The 25,227-nt window shown below is 46.1% G+C and carries 21 protein-coding genes and 1 other annotated feature; of the genes, 17 read left to right on the forward strand and 4 right to left on the reverse strand.

Annotated elements, in window-relative coordinates; all coding sequences use genetic code 11:
• Window positions 1-194: 194 nt before the first annotated feature.
• The 17 genes from lon (at window position 195) to murC (ending at window position 21,979) form a co-directional block, all read left to right on the forward strand.
• The gene (gene lon, locus BVG16_RS06225) at window positions 195-2,537 is read left to right on the forward strand and encodes an endopeptidase La (protein WP_078497672.1); all 2,343 of its coding nucleotides are present in this window, start codon (window positions 195-197) and stop codon (window positions 2,535-2,537) included.
• Between the two features lie 18 nt (window positions 2,538-2,555).
• A complete protein-coding gene (gene yihA, locus BVG16_RS06230; protein ID WP_078497673.1) occupies window positions 2,556-3,170 on the forward strand; it encodes a ribosome biogenesis GTP-binding protein YihA/YsxC in 615 nt (204 codons plus the stop codon).
• A 181-nt stretch (window positions 3,171-3,351) separates the two neighbouring features.
• Window positions 3,352-3,939 (forward strand): non-ribosomal peptide synthetase module, encoded by a 588-nt coding sequence (locus tag BVG16_RS06235; protein ID WP_078497674.1) that lies wholly within the window; start codon window positions 3,352-3,354, stop codon window positions 3,937-3,939.
• 312 nt (window positions 3,940-4,251) lie between these two features.
• The gene (speD, locus tag BVG16_RS06240; protein WP_078497675.1) at window positions 4,252-4,650 is read left to right on the forward strand and encodes an adenosylmethionine decarboxylase; all 399 of its coding nucleotides are present in this window, start codon (window positions 4,252-4,254) and stop codon (window positions 4,648-4,650) included.
• Between the two features lie 194 nt (window positions 4,651-4,844).
• Window positions 4,845-5,387, forward strand: coding sequence for a hypothetical protein (locus BVG16_RS06245; RefSeq protein ID WP_078497676.1), 543 nt, complete (start codon window positions 4,845-4,847; stop codon window positions 5,385-5,387).
• A gap of 157 nt (window positions 5,388-5,544) precedes the next feature.
• A complete protein-coding gene (hemA, locus tag BVG16_RS06250) occupies window positions 5,545-6,927 on the forward strand; it encodes a glutamyl-tRNA reductase (RefSeq protein WP_078497677.1) in 1,383 nt (460 codons plus the stop codon).
• 15 nt (window positions 6,928-6,942) lie between these two features.
• Window positions 6,943-7,770 (forward strand): cytochrome C assembly family protein, encoded by an 828-nt coding sequence (locus BVG16_RS06255; RefSeq protein ID WP_078497678.1) that lies wholly within the window; start codon window positions 6,943-6,945, stop codon window positions 7,768-7,770.
• Window positions 7,771-7,775: 5 nt separating this feature from the next.
• Window positions 7,776-8,474, forward strand: coding sequence for a precorrin-2 dehydrogenase/sirohydrochlorin ferrochelatase family protein (locus BVG16_RS06260; RefSeq protein ID WP_078497679.1), 699 nt, complete (start codon window positions 7,776-7,778; stop codon window positions 8,472-8,474).
• A gap of 20 nt (window positions 8,475-8,494) precedes the next feature.
• Entirely contained in the window at window positions 8,495-9,436 is a 942-nt protein-coding gene (gene hemC, locus BVG16_RS06265) for a hydroxymethylbilane synthase (protein WP_078497680.1), read from the forward strand.
• A 13-nt stretch (window positions 9,437-9,449) separates the two neighbouring features.
• Entirely contained in the window at window positions 9,450-11,003 is a 1,554-nt protein-coding gene (cobA, locus tag BVG16_RS06270) for a uroporphyrinogen-III C-methyltransferase (protein WP_233146904.1), read from the forward strand.
• Between the two features lie 24 nt (window positions 11,004-11,027).
• Complete coding sequence (gene hemB / locus BVG16_RS06275) at window positions 11,028-12,023, forward strand: porphobilinogen synthase (RefSeq protein WP_078497682.1); 996 nt, start codon at window positions 11,028-11,030, stop codon at window positions 12,021-12,023.
• 16 nt (window positions 12,024-12,039) lie between these two features.
• Window positions 12,040-13,338: a glutamate-1-semialdehyde 2,1-aminomutase gene (hemL, locus tag BVG16_RS06280; RefSeq protein ID WP_078497683.1), complete on the forward strand. Its 1,299-nt coding sequence runs from the start codon at window positions 12,040-12,042 to the stop codon at window positions 13,336-13,338.
• Between the two features lie 50 nt (window positions 13,339-13,388).
• A complete protein-coding gene (locus BVG16_RS06285) occupies window positions 13,389-14,201 on the forward strand; it encodes an RluA family pseudouridine synthase (protein ID WP_078497972.1) in 813 nt (270 codons plus the stop codon).
• A gap of 262 nt (window positions 14,202-14,463) precedes the next feature.
• On the forward strand, window positions 14,464-15,804 hold the full coding sequence (locus tag BVG16_RS06290) for a LysM peptidoglycan-binding domain-containing protein (protein ID WP_078497684.1): 1,341 nt from the start codon (window positions 14,464-14,466) through the stop codon (window positions 15,802-15,804).
• A 399-nt stretch (window positions 15,805-16,203) separates the two neighbouring features.
• Window positions 16,204-16,469: a binding site (T-box leader), on the forward strand.
• Between the two features lie 55 nt (window positions 16,470-16,524).
• Window positions 16,525-19,194, forward strand: coding sequence for a valine--tRNA ligase (locus BVG16_RS06295; protein ID WP_078497685.1), 2,670 nt, complete (start codon window positions 16,525-16,527; stop codon window positions 19,192-19,194).
• Window positions 19,195-19,212: 18 nt separating this feature from the next.
• A complete protein-coding gene (locus tag BVG16_RS06300; RefSeq protein ID WP_078497686.1) occupies window positions 19,213-20,592 on the forward strand; it encodes a bifunctional folylpolyglutamate synthase/dihydrofolate synthase in 1,380 nt (459 codons plus the stop codon).
• A gap of 7 nt (window positions 20,593-20,599) precedes the next feature.
• Complete coding sequence (murC, locus tag BVG16_RS06305) at window positions 20,600-21,979, forward strand: UDP-N-acetylmuramate--L-alanine ligase (protein WP_078497687.1); 1,380 nt, start codon at window positions 20,600-20,602, stop codon at window positions 21,977-21,979.
• Between the two features lie 85 nt (window positions 21,980-22,064).
• Here murC and BVG16_RS06310 read toward each other — a convergent pair whose 3' ends face one another.
• From BVG16_RS06310 to BVG16_RS06325, 4 genes are read right to left on the reverse strand one after another with little or no spacing between them, the layout of a single operon-like run.
• Window positions 22,065-22,679 (reverse strand): YitT family protein, encoded by a 615-nt coding sequence (locus BVG16_RS06310; RefSeq protein ID WP_198957436.1) that lies wholly within the window; start codon window positions 22,677-22,679, stop codon window positions 22,065-22,067.
• Window positions 22,680-22,734: 55 nt separating this feature from the next.
• A complete protein-coding gene (gene spoVAD / locus BVG16_RS06315) occupies window positions 22,735-23,754 on the reverse strand; it encodes a stage V sporulation protein AD (RefSeq protein WP_078497688.1) in 1,020 nt (339 codons plus the stop codon).
• Window positions 23,754-24,242 carry a stage V sporulation protein AC gene (gene spoVAC / locus BVG16_RS06320; RefSeq protein WP_078497689.1) on the reverse strand — a complete coding sequence of 163 codons (489 nt, stop codon included), beginning with the start codon at window positions 24,240-24,242 and terminating at the stop codon, window positions 23,754-23,756. Before spoVAC ends, spoVAD begins: the two co-directional genes overlap by 1 nt.
• Before the next feature lie 26 nt (window positions 24,243-24,268).
• A complete protein-coding gene (locus BVG16_RS06325; protein WP_078497690.1) occupies window positions 24,269-25,129 on the reverse strand; it encodes a DUF421 domain-containing protein in 861 nt (286 codons plus the stop codon).
• Window positions 25,130-25,227 lie beyond the last annotated feature (98 nt).

A 25,227-nucleotide genomic window follows, 5' to 3' on the forward strand; every position in this document is an offset into this window, starting at 1 on the left:
GCCCATTGGTTTTTTCATGCAACATTTGATAAAATGTGAGAAAACCTTCTATCGAGGTCCTTTCGGAGATGAGCGACCGCGTTTAGAGGTGGTTTTATCGCCAAATAGAATTTTTTAGTTTTGATATACCGAAACTTTTATAAATTCTATTGTGGTTAAAAACATCTTATTGAGAGCCACTGGAGGTGCGAAAGATGGGCCTATACAAGGGAAAAGGTCGCCGTATTCCTCTGCTACCCTTAAGGGGACTGCTTGTTTATCCGAGCATGGTATTACACCTGGATGTCGGACGTGACAAGTCGGTTAAGGCTTTAGAGCGAGCGATGGTAGAAGATAATATGATTCTCCTGTGTTCACAATCGGACATCGATATGGAAGAGCCGGGAACGGATGATATTTATTCCATTGGAACAATCGCCAAAGTAAAGCAGATGCTTAAGCTGCCGAATGGGACGATTCGTGTATTAATCGAAGGCGTAGTTCGCGCTGAAATTTTACAATACACAACCAATGAAGAATATTTCGAAGTACACATCAAGGAGCTTCCCGAACAGGAATCCAAGGGACCGGAGATCGATGCGCTGATGCGCACGGTATTGAATCAGTTTGAATACTACATAAATTTGTCCAAAAAAGTTACGCCGGAGACGCTTGCCGCGGTATCGGATATTGATGAACCCGGGCGATTGGCGGATGTGATTACAAGTCATTTATCTTTGAAGATCAAGGATAAGCAAGGGATTCTGGAGACCATCGATGTGACGGAACGGCTGGAAAAACTGCTGGATATCCTGAACAATGAGCGCGAGGTGCTGGAGTTAGAACGCAAGATCAGCCAACGCGTGAAGAAGCAGATGGAGAAGACGCAGAAGGAATATTATCTGCGTGAGCAGATGAAAGCCATCCAGAAGGAGCTGGGCGAGAAGGAAGGCCGGTTAGGCGAGGTTGAAGAACTACGCGCGAAGCTGGCTGAATTGACGGTTCCTGAATCGGTGCATGAGAAGATTTCCAAAGAAATCGATCGGCTCGAGAAAACACCGGCAACATCCGCAGAAGGCGGCGTCATTCGCAACTATGTCGACTGGCTGCTATCCTTGCCTTGGTCCAATAAGACCGAAGACCACTTGGATATTATGGAAGCGGAGAAGATTCTGAACGAAGACCATTACGGCTTGGAGAAGCCCAAGGAACGCGTCTTAGAGTACTTAGCTGTACAACAACTGGTGAAGAAGCTGAAAGGGCCTATCCTGTGCCTCGTCGGTCCGCCGGGGGTAGGTAAAACATCGTTGGCACGTTCCATCGCACGCTCTCTGGGTCGCCAATTTGTTCGCATTTCCCTTGGCGGTGTGCGTGACGAAGCGGAGATTCGCGGACATCGACGTACTTACGTCGGTGCGATGCCGGGGCGTATCATTCAAGGGATGAAGACGGCTGGTTCCATGAATCCGGTATTCTTGTTGGATGAAATTGATAAGATGGCTTCGGATTTCCGAGGGGACCCATCTGCGGCACTGCTTGAGGTGTTAGACCCCGAACAGAATAATACCTTCAGCGATCACTTCGTGGAACTTCCTTTCGATTTGTCGAACGTCATGTTCGTGACCACGGCCAATGCAGTGCATAACATTCCTAGACCGTTATTAGACCGGATGGAGATGTTATACATTCCGGGGTATACGGAGCTTGAGAAACAACAAATCGCGAGACAATACTTGCTTCCGAAACAGACGAAGGAGCACGGATTACAGCCTGAACAACTGGAAATTGGAGAAGAAGCACTCTTAAAGGTTATTCGCGAATATACGCGAGAGTCGGGCGTGCGGAATTTGGAACAGCAAATCGCAGCGCTGTGCCGTAAAGCGGCGAAGCAGATCGTATCCTCTGACGTCGAGAAGATTGTCATCGCACCGGATGACATCAAGGATTATTTAGGGATTTCTAAATTCCGATACGGTCAAGCCGAAGAAGAGAACCAGATTGGTTCTGTTACAGGACTTGCTTGGACCGAAGTCGGTGGAGAGATGTTGAATATCGAAGTGACGGTGATGCCGGGTACCGGTAAATTAACGCTCACAGGGAAGCTTGGAGATGTGATGAAGGAATCGGCGCAAGCCGCTTTTAGTTATATCCGATCCCGTGCCACGTCGCTTCATATTGATCCGAATTTCCATGAGAAGAATGATGTGCATATTCACATACCGGAAGGCGCTATTCCGAAGGATGGCCCTTCGGCAGGGATTACGATTGCTACAGCATTGATCTCTGCGTTGACGAATCATTATGTCTCGAAGGATGTTGCCATGACTGGAGAGATAACGCTCCGTGGACGTGTGCTGCCTATTGGGGGATTGAAAGAGAAATCGCTTGCTGCGCATCGTGCTGGCATTAAGAAGATTCTTGTTCCCAAAGATAACGAACGTGATTTGCAAGACATTCCAGATAGCGTGAAGAAAGATATTACGATCGTGCTTGTAGGCCATATGGATCAAGTGATCGAGCATGCGCTTGTTGAGCCGATAGATATTGAAGTGCATTAGAAAGAGGGAATACAGACGATGAAAGTAACACAAGCAGAATTTATTATAAGTGCTGTAGGACCTGACCAATACCCTGATGATGCCTTGCCGGAGATTGCTCTGGCAGGGCGTTCTAATGTTGGAAAGTCCTCGTTAATTAACCGTATGATCAATCGTAAAAACTTGGCTCGGACAAGCTCCCAGCCTGGTAAAACACAATGTTTAAATTATTATCGCATCAATGATCTGATGTATTTCGTGGATTTCCCGGGATATGGGTATGCCAAAGTATCGAAGACGCAGCGTCAAGCTTGGGGGAAAATGATAGAACGTTATTTGCTAGAGCGTGATCCTCTGCAATTAGTTCTGCAGGTCGTGGATCTTCGTCATCCACCATCCAAGGATGATATTATGATGCGTGAATGGCTGATTCATTATGACATACCAACCTGTGTCGTGATGACAAAGGCAGATAAATTGCCAAAAAGCCAGTGGCAAAAGCATATGAAAGTCATTCGTAACGATCTTCAATTAACTTCGAGCAATCCGATGGTTATGTTCTCTTCAGAGCTTGGTCTAGGCAAGGACGAGCTTTGGGAAGTTATCAGCCGATATGCTTTGACAACAGATGAGGTAGGGAATCCGCAAAGTTAGTGTATTAAACCGAGTATCTTGATTAAAACCTGAATTTCCTCACGAATAAATCCGTGTTTTTCGAGGAAAATGAAGAAAAACAAAGTTTCGATCGCAGGCATAATGTTGATGGGTATAGTATAATATCCTTAAGGCAAGTAATATTGAAGTTTTTCGATGTTAAAGAATTGAGGAGATTTGTATGGGTCAACGGTTGGCCACAGAATATGTTAAAGCCAGTTTACAGTTAACGGAAGCAGAGATGTCCAAGTTTGTGCATAGTTTTGAAGAGCAGGAGATCCATTCGTATGTGATGGTGCTCGATAACGGAAATCAAGAAGTTGTTCTTGAGGATGGTGCAGGGGAGGAGATTCGGTTACCGTTTCAACGGAAGGCCACGACGTATGTATGTGAAACGTCCTGCCGTCTGGTTAAACCGAAGTTGACCAATGCGATGCGCAAAGCCGTATCCGCATTTAAAGGCGATGCGATTGTAAATCGAATTTATACGGGCTATACGATGGAATATTGGTATAAGCAAGGCAAGGTATCTAAAATCGTTGAACATGTGGATGGTCATGATCGTCTCGTGTTCGAGTATAAAGATACGGTTGGGCAATTACAGCAATTGTTCAGAGAACGTCAAGTTGAACGCCAAATTGAACAAATTCAATCTGAGATTAATGCATTATTGGATGCTAGGAACCGTTCCGAATATACCGAGCAAATCGCAGAAATTGATGCCCAACTGAAAAACTGCACGCAGCAATTATTCATACTTGAAGCTTAATAAATGATTTATTTCATGCCAAAGGAATCCGTGAGGATTCCTTTTTTCATGCTCTTGCACATATACAAATGCCATGCATATGTTGTATACGGGGTGGCGTAATCCGGTTCGCTTGCATTATTACCCAAAAAAAAGTGTTGCATTTCTAGTCGGAAGATGTTATTTTTATTTTCGTTGAAAAGAATATAGGAACCAGGATTCACTCAGGACATTGTATGTTGCGAGAGATTTTTCCCTCGGGAAGTGAATGACGTAGGTCCTAGCGGATGAAATTTTTCAAACATTTTATTCCTAGGAAGGGGGAACCGAAAGATGGAATACTCAACTTTCGGAAGACACGTTGCCGTTGACACTTGGGGCGTAGATTTTGAACTGCTTAACAATGCTGAATTTTTGCAAGCACAAATGGTGGAGGCTGCTGAAGCAAGCGGCGCAACCGTTTTGTCGGTCCAATCCAAACAATTTGAACCACAAGGTGCAACAGTGCTAGTGATGCTGTCAGAGAGTCATCTCTCGATCCACACGTATCCTGAAAGAGGTTTTGCTGCAATTGATTGTTATACATGCGGCGAGACTGTAGACCCGCAAGTTGCAATCGACTACCTGGTATCCGTACTTAAACCGGATAAAACGTATGCGAAGAAATTGGTTCGTGGCATTGGAGAACTCCAAGTGGAGAATCCAGTTGTGAAGCAAGCTCAGCTCGTATAATAAGCGATAGTCAGAAGATGGCCATGGAGATTCGTCTCCATGGTCATTTGTTTGAATTTTTATATTTTTCGAGGCACCCGCAAAGTACCTGAATCAGCTTCGAAGCCAAGTCCCCACTTTGTGGGGTTATTTCTCATGTTCTAACCCCATACAATGTACAAGGTTATGATTCCATGTAAAAAGGGGTTAGAGGCATGCGTCGAAGTTCAGGTCGTGGAAAAGGAAAGCTTTTTATATTCGTCTTGTTATTCCTACTTATCGTTTGGCCGTCTTATCAGCTTTACCAAGTGTTCGGAGGATCGGACCATCGGGAAGATGCAGGCCGGATGCTGTATGAAGTTGCGTTATTTCAAATGGGCCTTGTTCAAAGTTCATTAACGGAAGTCGCATCCATGTCGAACACAGGTCAGTTAGATGCCGTAAAGCTGGCGGTATATTCGGCGAACTATACACACGACCGATTAGTGCTTGCATATGGTAAAGATAAGCTCAAACCTTTGGATGCATTCAATAAAATGCTGGAGTTCATCACAAGTGCACAGATTGCGGGATATCGCCCCTTGCACGCCGAAGAGAAGCAGATGCTTCAAGAGGTGAAAAAGCTCTTTGGAGAGCTTTACGAGGCCTACGCGCAGCTGATCACCTCGAATGGTCATGTCATCAGCTCGGAGGCCGTGATTGTGTCGAAAGCGAATGACTCCATGATGAAAGTATTGGAACAGCAGCTAAAGCCATAAGACCCAAAATGCTTGATGAATATAGGGTATAACAATCAAGTCAAACGACCAAAATAGAAAAGTCTGCTATTCATAATTTCTTCAAAATTGCAACTAAAGAGAATGTCGAATTGTGATATAATTAACATAACTTCTAAAAAGAATGGCAGGTGGAACAATGCACATTTTAGCGGTCGGTCTAAATTATCGAACAGCTCCGGTTGAAATTCGTGAGCGGTTTGCAATTGCCGAGCATGCTTTACCGGAAGCGTTGCAGCAGCTCAAAACTACAAAAAGCGTTCTGGAATGTGTTGTTGTTGCGACTTGTAATCGGACAGAAATCTACGTCGTTGTCGATCGACTTCATATGTGCGGACATTTCATCCGCAGCTTCATGGAGAAGTATTTTCAAATTCCACGTCAAGAATTTACGAATTACTTATACATGTATGAGGATGACCATGCGATAGAGCATTTATTCCGAGTCGCAAGCGGACTAGATTCGATGGTAATAGGCGAGACTCAAATTTTGGGTCAAGTGAAGGACTCCTTTCTCTTAGCACAAGAACTCGGGGCTACGGGAACATGGTTCAATATGTTATTCAAGCAGGCGGTCACTATGGCCAAACGCGCACATTCAGAGACATCCATCGGTGAGGCGGCGGTTTCGGTAAGTTATGCCGCTGTTGAATTGGGTAAGCGCATCTTCGGCCAATTTACGAAAAAGAAGGTCCTCATTCTCGGCGCTGGCAAGATGAGTGAATTAACCGTCAAACATCTGTACGCGAGCGGTGCAGATGAAGTGGTTGTGGCGAATCGGACCTTAACCCGTGCAGAGCAGCTCGCAGCCAAGTTTAACGGCACGGCTTGTACGATTCCTGAAGGGATCGCACGACTGCATGAGATGGACATTGTGATTAGCTCAACGGGAGCAGACGGATATGTGCTTACGATGAGTCAATTGCAAGAAAGTATGAAAAAACGTAAAAATCGGCCGATTTTCATGATTGATATTGCCGTTCCGCGTGATTTAGATCCTGCGATGGCTCAACTTCCGAATGTGTTCTTGTATGACATTGACGATCTCGAAGGGATTGTAGAGAGCAACATGGAACAGCGCCGTAAGGAAGCAGCCAAGATTGAAGCGATGATCGCGACAGAAATTGCCGCATTCCACAATTGGTTGAAAACGCTAGGTGTGAGTCCCTTAATATATGCCCTGCAGCAGAAGTCCTCTCAAATTCATCAAGAGACATTGGAGAGCTTGTTCAAGAAACTACCCGAATTGGATGAACATCAAGCAAAGGTCATTCGTAAATTAACGAAGAGTATCGTCAATCAGATGCTGCATGATCCGATCTTGAGAATCAAAGAGATGGCTGTGGAGAAGAACAGTGATGAGGCCTTGGAAATGTTCACACAGATTTTTGCTCTGGAAGATCATTTGGAGAAGGCGGAAGAGGAGCTGCAGCAGCGTCAACAATCTGCAGACAGCAAATCATATGAAAGTTCGACTGCCGATAGGAAGTCCGGCATCGCTTGGGCGGCTGTGACGAATTAAGGTGGTGGCATACGCATGGTAACAACGTATTGGATGTACGATGCGATTATTTATATATACGCCCTGAGCCTTCTGTTTTATTTCTCTGATTTTGTAGGTACAAATCGGAGTGCGAAGCGGATGGGAACAGGGCTCCTTCTTTTTGTATGGGTATTACAGACTCTATTTTTAGCTGTAAAGCTCGTGTCAACCAAGGAAGTACCGCTTTTATCTGTATTGGAATTTATGTTTCTGTTATCTTGGTTGCTTGTAACGATATCGTTGTTAATTAGTCTGTTTTTTAAGATTGAATATATTGTGTTTATTGTGAATGTTATCGGATTTGCTGTCTTATTATTGAACTTATTCAGTAATCCCATTGGCGAACAACGACTGGAACATTGGGAGATCGTTCAAGAAATTCTAATTCTCCATGTCGCGTTCGCGATTTGCAGCTTTGCAGCTTTTACGCTGGGTTCAATCTTCTCGGGGATGTATTTGTATTTGCATCGCAAGTTGAAGGATAAGAAGTGGACAGACTCTGTACGGCGGTTGCCCAGTCTTGAGAAGATGGACCGTTACGCGAACTTGTCCCTCATGATTGGTACACCGCTTTTGATTCTCTCCCTTGCTGTAGCTATATCCTCGGTCTATGTGGAGGGGAAGTTGGAACTCATGTTTGATGTAAAAGTGATTCTAACACTCGCAGCCACCGTCTGTTATGTGTATTATTTTATTAAAAGAATTTCACATCGGCATACAGGTTACATCATGGCTCGTTGGGCGCTTCTAAGTTATGCCCTGTTGCTCATCAATTTTAGCGTGAATTCTTTCTCAACGTTCCATCATTGGATTTGGGAGTGATTGATTTGGGAGAAGGGACGAATGCACCCTATTATCCTGTACAACTGCAACTTGCGGGGCAGCGATGTATGGTCATTGGCGGCGGTCAGGTGGCAGAGCGGAAAATACGCGGGCTTCTCGAAGTTCAGGCTCAAGTTATTGCGATAAGTCCTTTTTTCACCCCTCAGATTGAAAAATGGATTGAAGAGGCTGTGATTGAAGGACATCGTCGAGAATATGTATATGGAGATTTGACGGCGGATACGACGTTGGTATTCGCCGCGACGGCAAAGACGGAAGTAAATGAGTCGATTGGGCTAGATGCGAGAAAGCTGGGGCTGCTCGTCAATGTCGCTCATGCTTCTGAGCTAAGTAACTTTGTGAATCCGAGTACAATGCGTAGAGGTAAATTAATTGTTGCTGTATCCACGTCGGGAGCAAGTCCAGAGGTGGCTAAACGTATAACCTCCGAGCTAGAAGAGCAGTATGGGGATGAATATGAAGTTTATTTGGACGTATTACATCGGCTAAGGCTAATGGTTCAGGAACGGGTGCTAGATGCGTCACAACGGCGTCAGCTCATGAAGCGAATGCTCCATACCGATTGGTTGGATCAAATACGTCGGGGAACAACGACTCCATGGCTTACGGAAGCGTATTTACATGCATGGATCGACGAACAAATGGTTGCAATAGAACACGATTCCGGACTACGGGAGCGATAGTATAGATGAGGAGGCTTACCATGCGTACGATTATCGTAGGAACAAGACAAAGTGCTCTGGCACTCACGCAGACAGGGCAAGTGATTCAACAGTTGGAACGAATTTGTGAAGAGCATGCGTTACCCTATCAATTTGAAATACATAAGATTGTCACGAAAGGTGATCAAATTCTCGATGTAACGCTTTCGAAAGTTGGCGGCAAAGGGTTGTTCGTGAAAGAAATCGAACAAGCATTGCTGGACGGCGTGATTGATATGGCGGTACACAGCATGAAGGATATGCCTTCGGAATTGCCGGAAGGACTCATGAATGGCGCTGTACCCAAGCGTGTCGATCCACGGGATTGTATGATATCAAGAGACGGCCGCTCGCTTGCTGAACTGCCGATTGGTGCCAAAGTAGGGACAAGCAGCTTGCGCCGTTCCTCGCAGATGCAGCATGCACGTCCGGATTTGCAGATTGAGTCCATCCGGGGGAATATCGACTCAAGGCTACGGAAGCTCGAGACAGAAGGCTTTGATGCGATCATGCTTGCTGCTGCAGGATTAACCCGTATGGGATGGGAAGAACGGATTACGGAATATTTGTCTCCGGATGTATGTCTCCCTGCTGTAGGACAAGGAGCGCTCGGGATTGAATGTCGTGAAAATGATCCTGAGGTTCGTGAATTACTCCAGTTGTTCAATGATCGAATAACAGAAATTACGGTGCGTGCAGAACGCAGCTTTCTTGGCACACTAAATGGGGGTTGCCAAGTACCGATTGGCGCTTTTGCGACATTAATTGAAGATCATGAGCAGGAGCCTGTGATCGAATTAACGGGAATGGTTGGTTCAACCGATGGTCGTGTTATACTAAAAGAAACACTCCGCGGGAACAACCCAGAACAACTTGGCATCCAGGTGGCTAACCAATTAATTGCACAGGGAGCAGACCGAATTTTGGCGGAATTAAATCAATAGGGAGATGGACGGCTTGGGGAAAGGTATCGTTTATCTCGTCGGCGCAGGGCCGGGAGATGCCAAACTGATAACATTAAAAGGTCTGGAGTGCATTCAACGATCAGATGTCATCGTCTATGATCGGCTTGCTTCGCCGCGCTTGTTGAAATATATGAAAGCAGGCGCTGAGAAAGTGTATGTCGGCAAATTACCGGATCGTCATACCATGAAACAGGAAGATATTAACCAACTGCTTGTTGATTTGGCGCTTGAAGGGAAGGTTGTTACTCGACTCAAAGGCGGTGACCCTACGGTTTTTGGACGAGTCGGGGAAGAGGCAGAACTGCTTCGAACCTATGATATCGAATATGAAATCGTGCCGGGCATTACATCGGCCATTGCCGTGCCTGCCTACGCGGGTATTCCTGTCACACACCGGGATCTGGCATCTTCGTTCTCCGTAATCACGGGGCATGAGAGCCCAGATAAGCTGGACAAATCCATCTATTGGGATAAAGTTACGAATGCGACTGGAACGCTTGTCTTCCTTATGGGCGTAGCCAAGATTGATTACATCAGTGAACAATTAATAAATCACGGCAGACCCCCGGAAACGCCCGTTGCCCTTGTTCGGTGGGGAACAAGACCTGAACAAGAAACGTTGGTTGGGACGCTGGCAACCATTGCGGAGCAAGTGCGCACGACAAATTTCCAATCACCCGCGGTGATTATCGTTGGGGATGTCGTCCTGCAACGTGAGAAATTAAAGTGGGTTGAACGGCTGCCGTTATTTGGTCGCCGAGTCCTTGTGACACGGGCGAGATCACAAGCAAGTGATCTCGTTCAGCAGATTGAGGATTTAGGCGGAGAACCTCTGGAGTTCCCGGTGATTGAGACAAGACGTACGACGAAGCCGGACCAGTTGGCTGTAGTTCGTGAAGTGATGCATCAGCTGGAATCGTATGATTGGGCCATCTTTACGAGCGTGAACGGCGTAGAATGCTTCTTCGAGCACCTGCGCGAGAATCGGATGGACATCCGTCGAATGACACGCGCCCGGGTCGTCGCTGTAGGTCCCAAGACAGCCGAAGCGCTGGAACAACACGGGATCATGCCGGAGAGCCTTCCTGAACAATATCGTGCCGAAGGTATTCTCGATGCGATCCAGAGTGAGCTGAAGGCGGGTCAGCGCGTTCTCTTGCCACGAGGGGATCTGGCACGTGCTTGGTTACCGGACCAATTGCAGCAGCTCGGGCTGGATGCAACAGATTTGAAAGTTTACGAGACGGTCCAAGTTCATGACGATGAGGAAGAACAGCAATTGATCGAGCGTTTAGAGGCGCATGAAATTCATGTGATCACCTTCACGAGTTCTTCGACCGTCACGAATTTTATAGAAGCATTACATCGACAGGGCGTGAAGCAGCCTTGGACTTTACTCGACGGCATTGATATTGCATGCATCGGTCCATTGACGGCAGAAACAGCCATCAAGAACGGCTTAACCGTATCCGTGGTTTCGCAAGAGGCGACGATCGAATCCCTCGTGGATTCATTACGGTCATTAGCGGCAACACCCATACATTGATCTAACTTCAAGGAGGTACATCCTATGAGTTTCCCAACAGTAAGACATCGGCGCCTGCGCCGTACCGCAGGCATTCGCAATCTGGTTCGTGAAACGGTATTGAACGTGAACGACTTGATTGCTCCTATTTTTGTTACCCATGGCACCAATGTGCGCAAGGAGATCCCTTCCATGCCAGGTGTGTTCCATTTGTCAATCGATCAATTAGACGCTGAATTAGATGAAATCGTGAGCTTGAAGATTCCGGCTGTATTGCTGTTTGGTATTCCGGAAACGAAAGATGCCATCGGTTCTTCGGGTTTTGCTGAAGATGGTATTGTACAAGCAGCGACCCGGCATATTAAGAAAAGATATCCTGACCTTGTGGTCGTAGCGGATACTTGCCTGTGTGAATATACGGATCACGGTCATTGCGGCATGATTCACGTTGAGAACCGTGACGGTCACATCCATGCGGAAGTAGATAACGATGAATCCTTAGACCTTCTCGTAAAAACGGCGGTATCTCAGGCGGAAGCTGGTGCAGATATTATCGCGCCATCGAATATGATGGATGGTTTTGTTCAAGCCATTCGTGCGGGATTGGATGAAGCGGGTTATTCCCACATTGCAATTATGTCCTATTCTGTTAAATACTCTTCTGCCTTCTACGGTCCATTCCGTGAAGCAGCTGATTCGGCACCTCAATTCGGTGATCGCAAAAGTTATCAAATGGATCCGGCGAATGCTTTGGAAGCACTGCGTGAATCGGAGTCCGATGTACTTGAGGGTGCAGACATGCTTATGGTCAAACCTGCTTTAGCCTACTTGGATATCTTGCGCATGGTAAGAGATCAATTCGATCTTCCGCTTGTTGCTTATAATGTGAGCGGCGAGTATTCGATGGTCAAAGCGGCAGCGGAGAAGGGCTGGATCGACGAGCAAGCGGTCGTGTATGAGATGCTGCTGGGGATGAAGCGTGCCGGTGCAGATATGATTATCACTTATTTTGCCAAAGATGCGGCAAGATGGTTGCAATAAAGGAGACGTGAACAGGATGGAAAATCTTCAAATTCGAAAAGATGCTCGTGCGAAAGAAGCCTTTGCTGAGGCGAAACAATACATTCCAGGCGGGGTGAACAGCCCCGTACGTGCCTTTAAATCCGTCGGTCTAACGCCGATTTATGTAGATCATGCTGCAGGCTCGCGCATTTATGATATTGATGGAAATAGCTTCATCGATTATATCTGTTCTTGGGGACCGCTGATTCTTGGACATGCGCATCCTGAAGTGATTGAAGCCATTCAGAAGACAGCTGCAAAAGGGACAAGCTTTGGTGCACCTACAGAGCTTGAGACCATGATGGCGAAATTGGTCTGCGAGCGCATGCCTTCTGTAGATATCGTACGTATGGTGAATTCGGGAACTGAAGCAACCATGAGTGCGATTCGTCTTGCACGTGGCTATACAGGTCGCAATAAGGTGCTGAAATTCGAAGGATCTTATCATGGCCATGCGGATAGTCTATTAATTAAGGCGGGCTCAGGCGTTGCTACGCTAGGTCTACCGGACAGCCCAGGCGTTCCTGAGGGTGTGGCAGCAAATACGATTACGGTGCCTTACAATGATTTGGAATCGGTAACCGTTGCATTTGAACGTTATGGCGAAGAGATCGCCTGTGTGATCGTTGAACCTATCGCAGGGAATATGGGTGTTGTTCCGCCATTGCCAGGCTTCTTGCAAGGATTGCGTGATTTAACAAACCAATACGGCAGCTTGCTTATATTTGACGAGGTTATGACAGGTTTCCGAGTACATATCAATTCAGCTCAAGGACTATTTGACATTACGCCTGATTTAACTTGTATGGGGAAAGTCATTGGCGGCGGTCTTCCGGTAGGAGCTTACGGCGGTAAACGTGAAATCATGGAGCAAATGGCGCCAGCAGGTCCGATTTACCAAGCAGGTACATTGAGTGGTAATCCGCTTGCGATGATTGCAGGATATACCACATTGAAGCTTTTACAACCTGAGGTATATCAACAGCTTGAACGTCAAGCCGTGAAGCTTCAACTCGGATTTGAGAAAAATGCTCAGGAGCTTGGCGTACCTGTGACGATTAATCGTGTAGGCTCCATGGTGTGTCCTTTCTTCACGGATCAACATGTGATTAACTACGATGTAGCTAAATCATCGAACCTAGATCATTTCCGTCGTTATTTTGAGAATTTAGTGAATCTCGGCGTAAGTATTGCACCGTCCCAATTTGAAGGTATGTTCGTCTCGGCGGCGCATACGGATGCGGACATTGATGCAACGATCGAAGCGAACTATTACGCGTTGAAAAATCTATGATGGAACATGGGATTCGCCCTGCACAATGGGTTCGTAAAGGAGAATGGCTTGTGACGACTGCACCGCAGTCGTCTTTGCATCTTCCAGAACGATTTGCTCGTAAATTAATGCAGCAAGGAGACGTGCAGACGACAGGTGATCGCTTGCGCATCCGGTTGTTTCGGGATGAAGAGGATGCTACCCCGCCCTATTGGATGGACCTTGAGATCTTGTATGAGGATGACTTCTGCTTGGTTGTCAATAAACCAGCTGGCATGCTTGTTCATCCGACGGTACCGGGGCAGCAAGAGACACTTGCGAATGCAGTAGCGAGTTACTACGCATGCACAGGGCAGAAGCTTCGGGTTCGGCATATTCATCGGCTTGATGAGAATACAACGGGTCCTGTTCTCTATGCGAAGAATGAATTCAGTCAATTGATCCTTGATGCTGCCATGCGGGAAAAAGCCATTGAACGGATTTATGTGGCTTTTGTTCAAGGTCAAGTAAGCAGCACGCTGCTGAAGATAGATGCACCGATCGGCAAAGATCGGCATCATAACAATCGGCGCCGCGTCTCCCCAAGCGGAGATGCTGCTGTGACGCATGTAGAGGTCGTAGAGACTTATCCGGATGCGGATGTAAGTCTGGTACGCCTCCAACTCGAGACAGGAAGAACGCATCAAATTCGTGTCCATCTGAGCTATGCTGGACATCCTTTGCTAGGAGATGCGCTTTACGGTGGTTCGACAACGTATGCCTCCTATCAGGCATTACATGGGGAAGAGCTGCGTTTTCAACATCCATTGCATCGAGATGAGATCTCTGTCAAAGCACCATGGACACCACTTTTCAACACGTTAAGGTCTACATTTAATAGATAAGAGATTGTTGTTGCTAGGATAGGACAACTAGAAACGCCTACGGCATCTTTTACAGGATATCGTAGGCGTTTTTGCGATTCCCACCACATTAGAAAGATAAGATTGCGGATTATAGTAAAACAACTTTCTAATTGGCGATATTTGAAAAAATAGGCATGCTCCTTCCTTCTAGGCATATAGATAAATAGTAAGTTGTAATCATGAGTATTCATGTCATGACGGACTATATTCTAGGTTTATATGCAGAAGGGAGGACCTCGTTTTGTTTGATCAATCCTATGGTTTGCGATTTGACATCTACGAGCGGGTTCACTTATCAGAAGAGGTAGTGGGGATCCAAGAACTCGAAGAGATCGAACTCGTGCCGAATGTTCAAGTTATACCGCTCGGAGACCAAGCAACCCTACGTGGTAATTTATTGTTATCTGGCGTCTACAGAGGGGATGATCATGATCGTTCTACACTGACGTTAGAGCATTGGATTCCTGTTGAAATTACATTACCGATGAACCGAGTTCAGAGTTTGGATGATATTGCTGTTGAAATCGAAAATTTCGATGTGGATTTATTATCGACAAGAACGTTGAATATCAATGGTGTTTTATTGTTAAGGGGTATTGAAATGGTCCAACCCGAGCCTTCTCCTTGGATGTCGGATCAGTTTACGGTGGTTCATCAAACCAATCCGCAAGAGGATGAGCCTTCGGTCGCGCCTTATCCATGGCGTTCAGAAGAAGTTAGCCCTGAAGTGGAACGCCAAGTGGTAGAAGAGCTTACACCTGATCATGGCCCTGAATCTGTAGACATCCTCGAAGATGTCAGCTTGTATGAAAGGGAACAGGAAATTGAACGTGAGTTAGAACAAGAGCTGCAGGTCGAGCGTGAACAGGAACCCGAAGCGGATGCTCCCACAGAGGCTGAAATACAGCAAGAACTTGACGAGCTTGCGAGCAGACCAGAACCTTATGAAGCGCGTCCAACGTCGACAGAGACGGATTTCCTTGCGTATATATCCTCCCTACAGGCGGACAAGGAATCTAAGGATGTTCAGCCAACGATAACCGAAGATGATGATCGGACGACAGCCACCGAAATGGAATCGAATGCGGCTGAGGGGCAAGCGCCATTCTATGATTACGGGCTGGCGGAAGACACGAGTGATCATGCAGAAGAATCAGTAGATCCATACTTAGAAGAACGTATTGCTGAAGAGAAGAAGGAAAAAGAGCTCAAGATTGCGCTCAGCAGTAAACCGGAACAAGAAGTCCCTGAGTTGCATAACGTAGGTCTCAGCGCCTTGCTTCACTCCAGTAAAAATATTCGAGAGATCGAAACGCGTCAAGCCGTTGAGGAGTTAGAACAGCAGGCCAAGAAGTTATTGTCAGGAAACAACAATGATGAGGTAGAATGGAAGAGCTTGTTCTTAACCCATGAAGATGAGAAACGAGCTTTCCGTAAGTTGAAACTATGTATCGTTCAACGCGAGGAGACACTGGATACCATTGCGGAACGATATAATCTGAATCCAAGGGAGCTGCTCCTCTATAATCGTCTGAGCGACCAGACGGTGTCGGAAGGTCAAGTCATCTATATTCCTTCCTAATGGATATCGTGAACACCAAATAAGCCCATTCAGTGGAATCACTGGTTGGGCTTATTTGGTTCTATGATTTTAGGATCATAGATTTTCATTAATATATGTTGAGTATAAAGCCTAGAAAGATGAGGAAAAGGACAAATAGGATAAATACATCCAGACCGGTTGGAAGGAATAGTGTATGTAAAAATTGTATACATATGAGCGGGAAAATAACACCTTTTACGGAATATCTTATTTTCCACCACCATCTCTCCATCATAACCACCACCTTAGTTCTAATGTATGTCTGACCCCTAGGCTTATGACACGATGGACTTATATTTCGGGCCAAGCATCGAATAGGCAAGCGTTTATTGACTTGATTGCTTGGTAAAGCTATAATTGAGGATGATTTTATTGTCATGAAAGACGTAGATAGGGAATAGTAAGCACTGAACCCTTCAGAGAGTGGAACCGTTACGCTGTGAGGTTTCATAGGATGTAGCTGCTGAAGTCGCCCTGGAGTCGTTTGCATCGAAATCTTCGACAATTGGGGTTTTCAGATTGTTGTAGTGTAGAGCAAGCCGGTAACAGCCGTTATCTGTTCAAGTGTCGTGTATAAACCGTCATTAAGGTTGAATATGCGAAACAAAGGTGGTACCACGGAAGATAACCCTTTCGTCCTTTGAGACGAGGGGTTTTTTGCATTTTTTAGGTCTGATTCGAATAAACGGAGGGTGTATCATGTCAGAAGCAAATGAAAACAAAAGCGCAACGTCGATGCCTACGACGTACGATCCCAAAGCAGCTGAACAGAAGTGGTACGATTTTTGGACAAAGAATGAATTCTTTAAAGCCGGTTTAAAACCCGACGCACCGAAATATTCTATTGTCATTCCGCCGCCGAACGTTACAGGTATGCTACATATCGGGCATGCGCTCGATTTCACATTGCAGGATATCCTTGTACGTGCAAAGCGTATGCAGGGATACGATGCGTTATGGCTGCCTGGCTCTGACCATGCAGGGATCGCTACGCAGACAAAGGTAGAACAGAAATTGCGCGAAGACAATATTAGCCGCTATGATCTAGGACGTGAGAAGTTTCTCGAGAAGGTATGGGATTGGAAAGAAACTTATGCAAATACGATCCGTGAACAATGGGCGAAGATGGGATTATCGCTCGATTACTCCCGCGAACGTTTCACCTTAGATGAAGGATTGTCAAAGGCTGTTCGTGAAGTATTCGTGAAGCTCTATGACAAAGGCTTAATCTATCGCGGCAAATATATCATTAACTGGGATCCGGCTGCGCGCACTGCGTTGTCTGATATCGAAGTGGAGTATAAGGAAGTCCAAGGACACTTGTACCATTTGCAATACCCGCTTAAAGACGGAAGCGGCTCTATTACCGTCGCTACAACGCGCCCAGAAACCATGTTAGGCGATACAGCAGTAGCCGTACATCCTAAAGATGAACGCTATAAAGATATGATTGGAAAAATGCTCGTTCTTCCCATCGTAGGACGCGAGATTCCGGTTATTGCGGATGAATACGTGGACAAAGAATTTGGTAGCGGTGCTGTGAAAATTACGCCTGCACATGACCCGAATGACTTTGAAGTAGGTCTTCGTCATGATTTGCCGCAAATCATCGTCATGGATGAATCCGGTGTGATGAACGAGCTTGCAGGCAAATACCAAGGCATTGACCGTGCAGATGCGCGCAAACAAATCGTGAACGACTTGAAAGAATCTGGCGTGTTAATTAAGATTGAAGATCACGTTCACCAAGTTGGTCACAGTGAGCGCAGCGGTGCGGTAGTTGAACCTTATTTATCTACGCAATGGTTCGTTCGCATGAAGCCTCTTGCAGAGAGAGCAATCGAAGCGCAGAAAGCTGGCAAAGGCGTTAACTTTGTGCCGGATCGTTTTGAGAAAACGTATCTGAACTGGATCGAAAATGTTCGCGACTGGTGTATTTCCCGTCAATTATGGTGGGGTCATCGGATTCCTGCTTGGTATTGTAATGAATGCGGAGAGTTACATGTTGCCAAGGAAGATGTATCTGCTTGCAGCAAATGCGGAAGCACGAACTTGAGACAAGATGAAGATGTATTGGATACATGGTTCAGCTCCGCGTTGTGGCCTTTCTCAACCCTTGGCTGGCCGGATCAAACCGAAGACCTGAAACGCTATTATCCAGTAGATGTGCTTGTTACGGGCTATGATATAATCTACTTCTGGGTTGCACGGATGATCTTCACAGCGCTCGAATTCACGGATGAAATTCCGTTCAAAGATGTATTGATGCACGGTCTTGTTCGTGACTCCGAAGGACGTAAGATGTCCAAGTCGCTCGGTAATGGGGTAGATCCGCTCGAAGTCATCGAACAATATGGTACAGATGCCATGCGCTATATGATCTCGACAAGCAGCACGCCAGGTCAAGACTTGCGCTTCCGTTGGGAACGTGTAGAGCAGGCTCGTAACTTTGCGAATAAAATCTGGAATGCTTCCCGCTTTGCCCTCATGAATCTGGAAGGCTTCACGGCGGATCAAATTGATATTACAGGTCCATTAAGCACAGCGGATCGTTGGATTCTACACCGTCTGAACGAAACGGCTCGTGATATTACTCGTCTATTAGACGCCTACGAGTTCGGTGAAACGGGTCGTGTCCTCTATAACTTCATTTGGGACGATTTGTGTGACTGGTACATCGAGTTCGCGAAGCTTAGCCTTTATGGAGAGAATGCCGAAGCGAAACGTACGACGCAATCGGTATTATCCTATGTGCTTGATCGCACGCAGCGTATGATCCATCCGTTCATGCCGTATATTTCCGAGGAAATATGGCAGCACTTGCCGCATGAAGGGGAGACCATTACACTTGCTGCTTGGCCTACGTATGATGCAAGTCTAGAAGCGCCTGAAGCGGTGAAAGAAATGAACTTGCTCATGGATATCATTCGTGCGGTTCGTAATGTTCGCGCGGAAGTGAATGTACCGATGAGTAAGAAAGTAGAATTGCTCGTGAAGTCCGCAGATGCGCAAAGCGATGCGATCATTCGCAACAATGAAGATTACATCAAACGGTTCTGTAATACGTCCCATCTGGAGGTTTCTTTGGATCTTACGGCTCCGGATAAGGCGATGACAGCCATCGTGACAGGTGCAGAATTGTACCTTCCGCTTGCAGGCTTGATTGATATTGCACAAGAAGTGGAACGTCTTGAGAAAGAAGTGAAGCATCTTAGAAGCGAAGTGGAACGCGTAGATAAAAAATTATCGAACGAAGGCTTTGTTGCCAAAGCTCCTGCTAAAGTGATTGAAGAAGAACGCGAGAAGCAGAAAGACTACTCTGAAAAGCTTGAGAAGGTGTTAGCTCGTATCAGCGAGCTTCAAAGCTAACGGAAGGGTGAGATCACCATGGCAGAAAATCGTGGGGCTGTTACGCCAGCCCCATTCGTTCACTATCAACAAGCGGTAGATTGGATTAACGGGTTAATCCCGTTTGGCATTCGTCCAGGTATGCAGCGAATTGAGCTGATTATGGAACGACTAGGTCATCCTGAGCGCAAGCTGAAGTTCATTCATGTGGCGGGGACGAATGGCAAGGGTTCAACTTGCGCCTTTCTTACCTCTGTACTGCGTCAATCAGGTTATGATGTGGGGACTTTTACGTCTCCTTACATAACGAAATTTACGGATCGCTTTCAGTATAATGAGACGAACATTCCGGATGAGACGTTGCTCGAAATTACGAATGAGCTGAAGCCTCTTGTTGAAGAGATTGCAGCGACGGAACTTGGCTCACCGACGATGTTCGAAGTGTCTACAGCGATAGCCATTTATTACTACGCCAAGGTTGTATATCCTGATTTTGTTGTCTGGGAGACAGGCGTTGGTGGAAGACTGGATGTTACCAATATCGTTACTCCGGTTGTATCGATTATTACGAATGTAGGCCATGACCATATGGATATTTTAGGTGACTCGCTAGAAGCGATCGCAAGCGAAAAAGCAGGGATTATTAAACCAGGCGTCCCGGTCATTAGCGCTGTGGAACAACCAGAAGTCATCGAAGTCATTCGTGAAACAGCAAGACAGCAAAAATCAACGTTATATTTGATGGATGATCAGTATCGCTTGGATACGGTTTCGACGGCTGAGAACCATCAGATATTTCATTTTCACGGACCTTTCCGTGATATCCAAGATCTAACGATCCGCATGAACGGCGCGCATCAATTAAAGAATGCCGCTGTATCTGTGATGGCGCTTGAAGTATTGCGTCAATATTATGCGGTTCTTGTCGATGACGAAGATTTATCCACTGGATTAGAGGCCATGAAGTGGGCTGGGCGCCTCGAGATGATCTCGGAGCAACCACGCTTATTAGTTGATGGAGCCCATAATCCAGAGGGGGCAGCAACGTTAGCCCAAGCTTTACGAGAGACGTACACGTACAATCGTGTCCATTTGATGATGGGAATGTTGTCAACGAAGAATCATACAGACTATTTACGGCATATACTACCAATAGTGGATACGCTCATTTTGACCGAGCCTGATTTCCGTAAAAAAATGAATGCGGAAGATCTCAATGCCATCGTGCAACACGTGTTGGCTGAATCTCCGCGTCCTGATCTTCAAATCATCATCGAACCGAACTGGAGAAAGGCGTTAGATCATCTTCAAGGCATGACGGAAGCAGATGATTTAGCGGTTGTATCCGGTACGCTGTATTTAATTGCAGATGTACGATCTCATATTTTGTATCAAACCGATTCTGAAAAAGGTTGGTGAGGATTTCTTGAATACGACAGAGCATGTTCATTTTATCGGTATTGGTGGCTACGGGATGAGCGCCATCGCACGCGTTATGCTAGAGATGGGTTACGTAGTAACTGGCTCCGATGTTGCAGCACAAGAGTTAACAGAGAAGCTACAAAAGAAGGGTGCTAAAATATATATTGGGCACACAGCGGGTAATGTAGAAGGCGCAGATTTAGTGGTCTACTCTACTGCGTTATCCAAAGATAATGTGGAGCGGGTAACGGCAGAGAAGTTGAATATTCCTGTATTACACCGCGCAGAAATGCTTGCTAGACTAATGAATTCGCGTAAAGGCGTTGCAGTAGCAGGTGCGCATGGTAAGACGACTACCTCGTCGATGATCGCTTTGGTCATGGAGAAGTGCGATGTAGATCCGACTTATATTATTGGCGGAGAAGTCATGAACATGGGCACAAATGCGAAGGCGGGAAAAGGCGATTATGTCGTCGCCGAAGCGGATGAAAGTGATGGTTCATTCTTGCAGTATCATCCGCAACTTGCAATTGTTACGAATATCGAAGCAGACCATTTAGAGAACTATGATGGAGATTATGCAAAATTAAAGCAAGCCTATGTGCGTTTTCTCAACCAAGTAAAAGCGGATGGCAAAGCTATCGTATGCGCAGATGATGAAATTCTACAAGGGATGATTCCGAAGCTGCAGTGCGAAGTGCTGTCCTATGGTATTGATTCACCTGCTGATTATAAAGCGACAGATATCGTGCTTGGGGATCGTAAAAGTTCCTTCACATTCACATATCAAGATGTGCCATTAGGCACGATTGAGTTGTCTGTCCCTGGACGTCACAATATTTCGAATGCGATGGCAACCGTGATTACGTGTATGCAAGCAGGCGTTCCTTTCTATGCGATTGCAGATGCAATTAAGGAATTCAGTGGCGCGAAACGTCGGTTCCAAGTACTCGGTGAAATTAATGATATTCTGGTGATTGACGATTATGCACATCATCCGACGGAGATTCAAGCAACCATTCAAGCTGCTAAATCGACAGGCAAGCGGATTATTGCCGTGTTCCAGCCGCAGCGCTACACACGAACATATTTCTTGTTCGATCAGTTTAGTCAGGCGTTCGGTGATGCGGATGAAGTCATTATTACCGATATCTACTCCCCTGCGGGAGAAAAACAAATCGAAGGAATTAATTCGTCGAAGTTGGTGGATCTGATTAAGCAGAACAGCAACGCAAACACGACGTATATTCCGACCAAAGAAGAAGTACTTACTTATTTGAGCGACCGTGTTCGTCCAGGTGACCTTGTGATTACAATGGGTGCAGGCGACATTTGGAAAGCTGCAGACGGCCTTGCGAAGACGCTACGTGCACGTGCAGAATAATCGATAAAGGGCTCTCCTAGAAGGTCATGGACCTAAAAGGAGAGCCCTTTTTATTTGTGCTGATATTGCTTGTCAAAGATGCTCATTAAGGAGCTGGGACCTCATGAGCACCGCCGCCCTTCCGATAGCAGCATATCCCTGTTGCAATGCCGCCGACTGTGATGGTGAGGATTGATAAGAAGAAGGTTCGAGGTGAGAACAATAAGCCACCCAATGTAATAATTATACCGTCAAGGATAAATATGGTAAATCCTACATTCACAGAAAGCCGATCTGCTATAAATTTGGCGAGCAGATCGGTGCCTCCAGTGCTGATGTTATTGCGCAGCATTATACCAAATCCAACCCCCATAATGATGCCTCCTATAAAGGAACTGACAATCGGTAGGATATGCAATTGGGTCAATAATTTGAAGCTGAGATGGGAGAATAAGTCGATGAAATACGACGATATGAGCATCCCAGGAAAGCTGCTGAAGAAAAAATGTCTAAATTGGAACCAGGCCAAGATCAGGATCGGTATGCTGCATAGAATAAACGTTAATCCTACTTTGGCTCCCCATAAATATTTAGCTATAAGCGCGATACCGATGACGCCCCCATCCAAGACACTATAAGGGATGAGAAATAAGTTGATGCCTATGGCTAACAGCATGCTGCCCGTAACCATAGCAAGTATTTTCTTCAACACCACGTTCATCAGCTCCACTTTTATCAACGGATAATAAGGCTTGTTTCCCTTTTTCATGTATATGCTAGTTTGTCCCGTCGTATTCAATGGAAACCGCGTGTGCGATGCAGGGAATACTCTCTCCTTGCTGGAAGGTTAGAGGGGATAAGAGTGCGCCAGTTGCGACGACAAGGATCCTTTTCCATTCCCCTGCTCTTAATTGGTTCAAGAGATGCCCGTATGTGACGACGGCAGAGCATCCGCAACCACTTGCGCCCGATTGAACGTTCTGTTTCTCATAATCATAAATCATCATCCCGCAATCCCGGAATTCAGTCTGATTCATCGGAATATGATGTTTCTTCAATAACTCTGATGCGATTTCAAAACCAAGCTTGGCCAGGTCTCCTGTGACAATTAAATCATAATGTCCTGGCTGTATTTTCAGATCGCGGAGATGGGCTTGGATCGTATCTACTGCAGCAGGGGCCATCGCCGCTCCCATGTTGAATGGATCGGTAATACCCATATCGATAACGCGTCCGATGGTGGCCGATGTAATCAAGGGACCATTTCCATGCCTCGAGACAACCGCAGCGCCTGCGCCGGTGACGGTGTACTGCGCCGTAGGCGGCTTTTGCGAGCCGTATTCGGTTGGATAGCGGAATTGTTTCTCAACCGTAGAATTGTGACTGCCAGTAACGGCCAGAGCGTAATGTGCTGAGCCGGAATTAACCAACAGAGATGAGATAGCCAGACTCTCCATCGACGTTGAACATGCCCCGAATACACCTAAATAGGGGATGCTTAACGTCCGTGCTGCAAAACTGCTGCTGATTATTTGATTCATTAAGTCTCCGCCAACGAAGAATTGCACTTGTTCTTTAGTCAATCCTGCGCTTTCGATCGCCGTTTTCGCTGCTTCTTCAAAAAGTGTTTTCTCCGCTTTTTCCCACGTATCTTGTCCAAGATGCAAATCGCCATGAATGATGTCGAAATCATTCGCTAGAGGGCCTTGCCCTTCAAAAGGTCCAACCACGGTAGCTGTGGAAAAGATCCGAGGCTTATTCTCAAATACCCAAGATTGATGCCCTTTCAATGTCATTATGACCCTCCTCCGATCCCGGTTCCCCCGAAGATCAAGTGCAGAATGCCGACAATGAACGCTGCTACGGTTCCGAAGACGATAACGGGCCCCGCTACTTTGAACATTTGTCCGCCCACGCCTAAGACAACACCCTCACTTCGATGTTCAATGGCTGCAGAAGCCATCGAATTGGCAAATCCGGTTACAGGCACCGCGGTTCCTGCACCTGCCCACTGCGCAATTTTATCATACACACCGAGGGCGGTTAGAATGACGGAGAGAAGCACCAATATCGCAACGGTCGGATTGCCTGCCGTTTTCTCCGTAAAGTTGCCCCATGTTATAAAAGCTTGGGTTATGCACTGTCCAAAAAGACAGATAAGCCCACCCGAGAGAAAAGCTCGAATACAATTTTTAAGCACAGGTCTCGGAGGTTCTTTTTGTTTAGCGAGTTGTTGATATTCCTGTTGAACGGGCGTTAGTTTTTTCTTCTTTTGATCTGCCATTCGTGATGCCTCCTATCTACGTATTATTAATGGGTCAGAATGGGTTTCATGTCGGAAATGACTTGCTGCATCTCGTTTACGCATTGCTGGTACATGGCTTTGACGTCTTGATTATCTGTAGAGAGACCGAACATTTCGAGATCAGCTTCGCATTTTTTCAATGTTGCATAAAGGACAGCTTTCTTCTGCGGTTGAGGAACTTGCAGCTGATCATCGTACACGTCAACGTACAATTGGTTGTATCCGTCCACCTGTCCTAAAAAAACGTTCTCTAAAGCGAGCCCTGTTTTTTCCAGTTCCGTATTTAGCCATTGTCGGCTTAAACCGAGTGTCGCCAGCGGCTCGTCCATGATCTCTCCATCCATGATGACTGCTTGCGGTGCAATATCAGGTGAGACTTTAATTCCTAAATGCCTTGGCGTCAGCGGCTGATTCTCACGTTTGAGGAGTACATTGATTTCTCCGTTGGACTCCATAATCGCAAACTCGACATCCGCAGCATTAAATACATTCTTTTTGCGTAGTTGGCCTAATAATTCATCGGAGGTGACACGAACCTTCTTCAAATGTTCTTCTAGAATTTTGCCATCTTTAATGAGCACAGCGGATTTACTATCTACGAAATCTCTGATTTTCTTGCTCTTGAGCTGCATGATCTCAATAAGGTAAGACATCGACACCCAGACTCCAAGTGAAATGAGCCCAAGACCCCAGTGTCTTTCCAAATCCATTGAAATATAGGCTGCAAGACTACCGATTGTTATGCCCGTTATATATTCGAAGAGCGATAACTGGGCGACTTGACGTTTACCTAATAATTTGGTGAAAAAAAACAGAACTAACACCGCTACGGCGGTGCGTATCGCGGCTTCTATCCAATCTGACAAGGGTTAGCCATCTCCTTTCTCTCCATTCATCATCTTTTGAACAGGAATATGAAAAAGATACCCAAAATAATTAAAGAATATTCTTCTGAAGTTCGGAG

This window comes from Paenibacillus selenitireducens (genome assembly GCF_002021565.1).
Classification (GTDB): Bacteria; Bacillota; Bacilli; order Paenibacillales; family Paenibacillaceae; genus Paenibacillus_K; species Paenibacillus_K selenitireducens.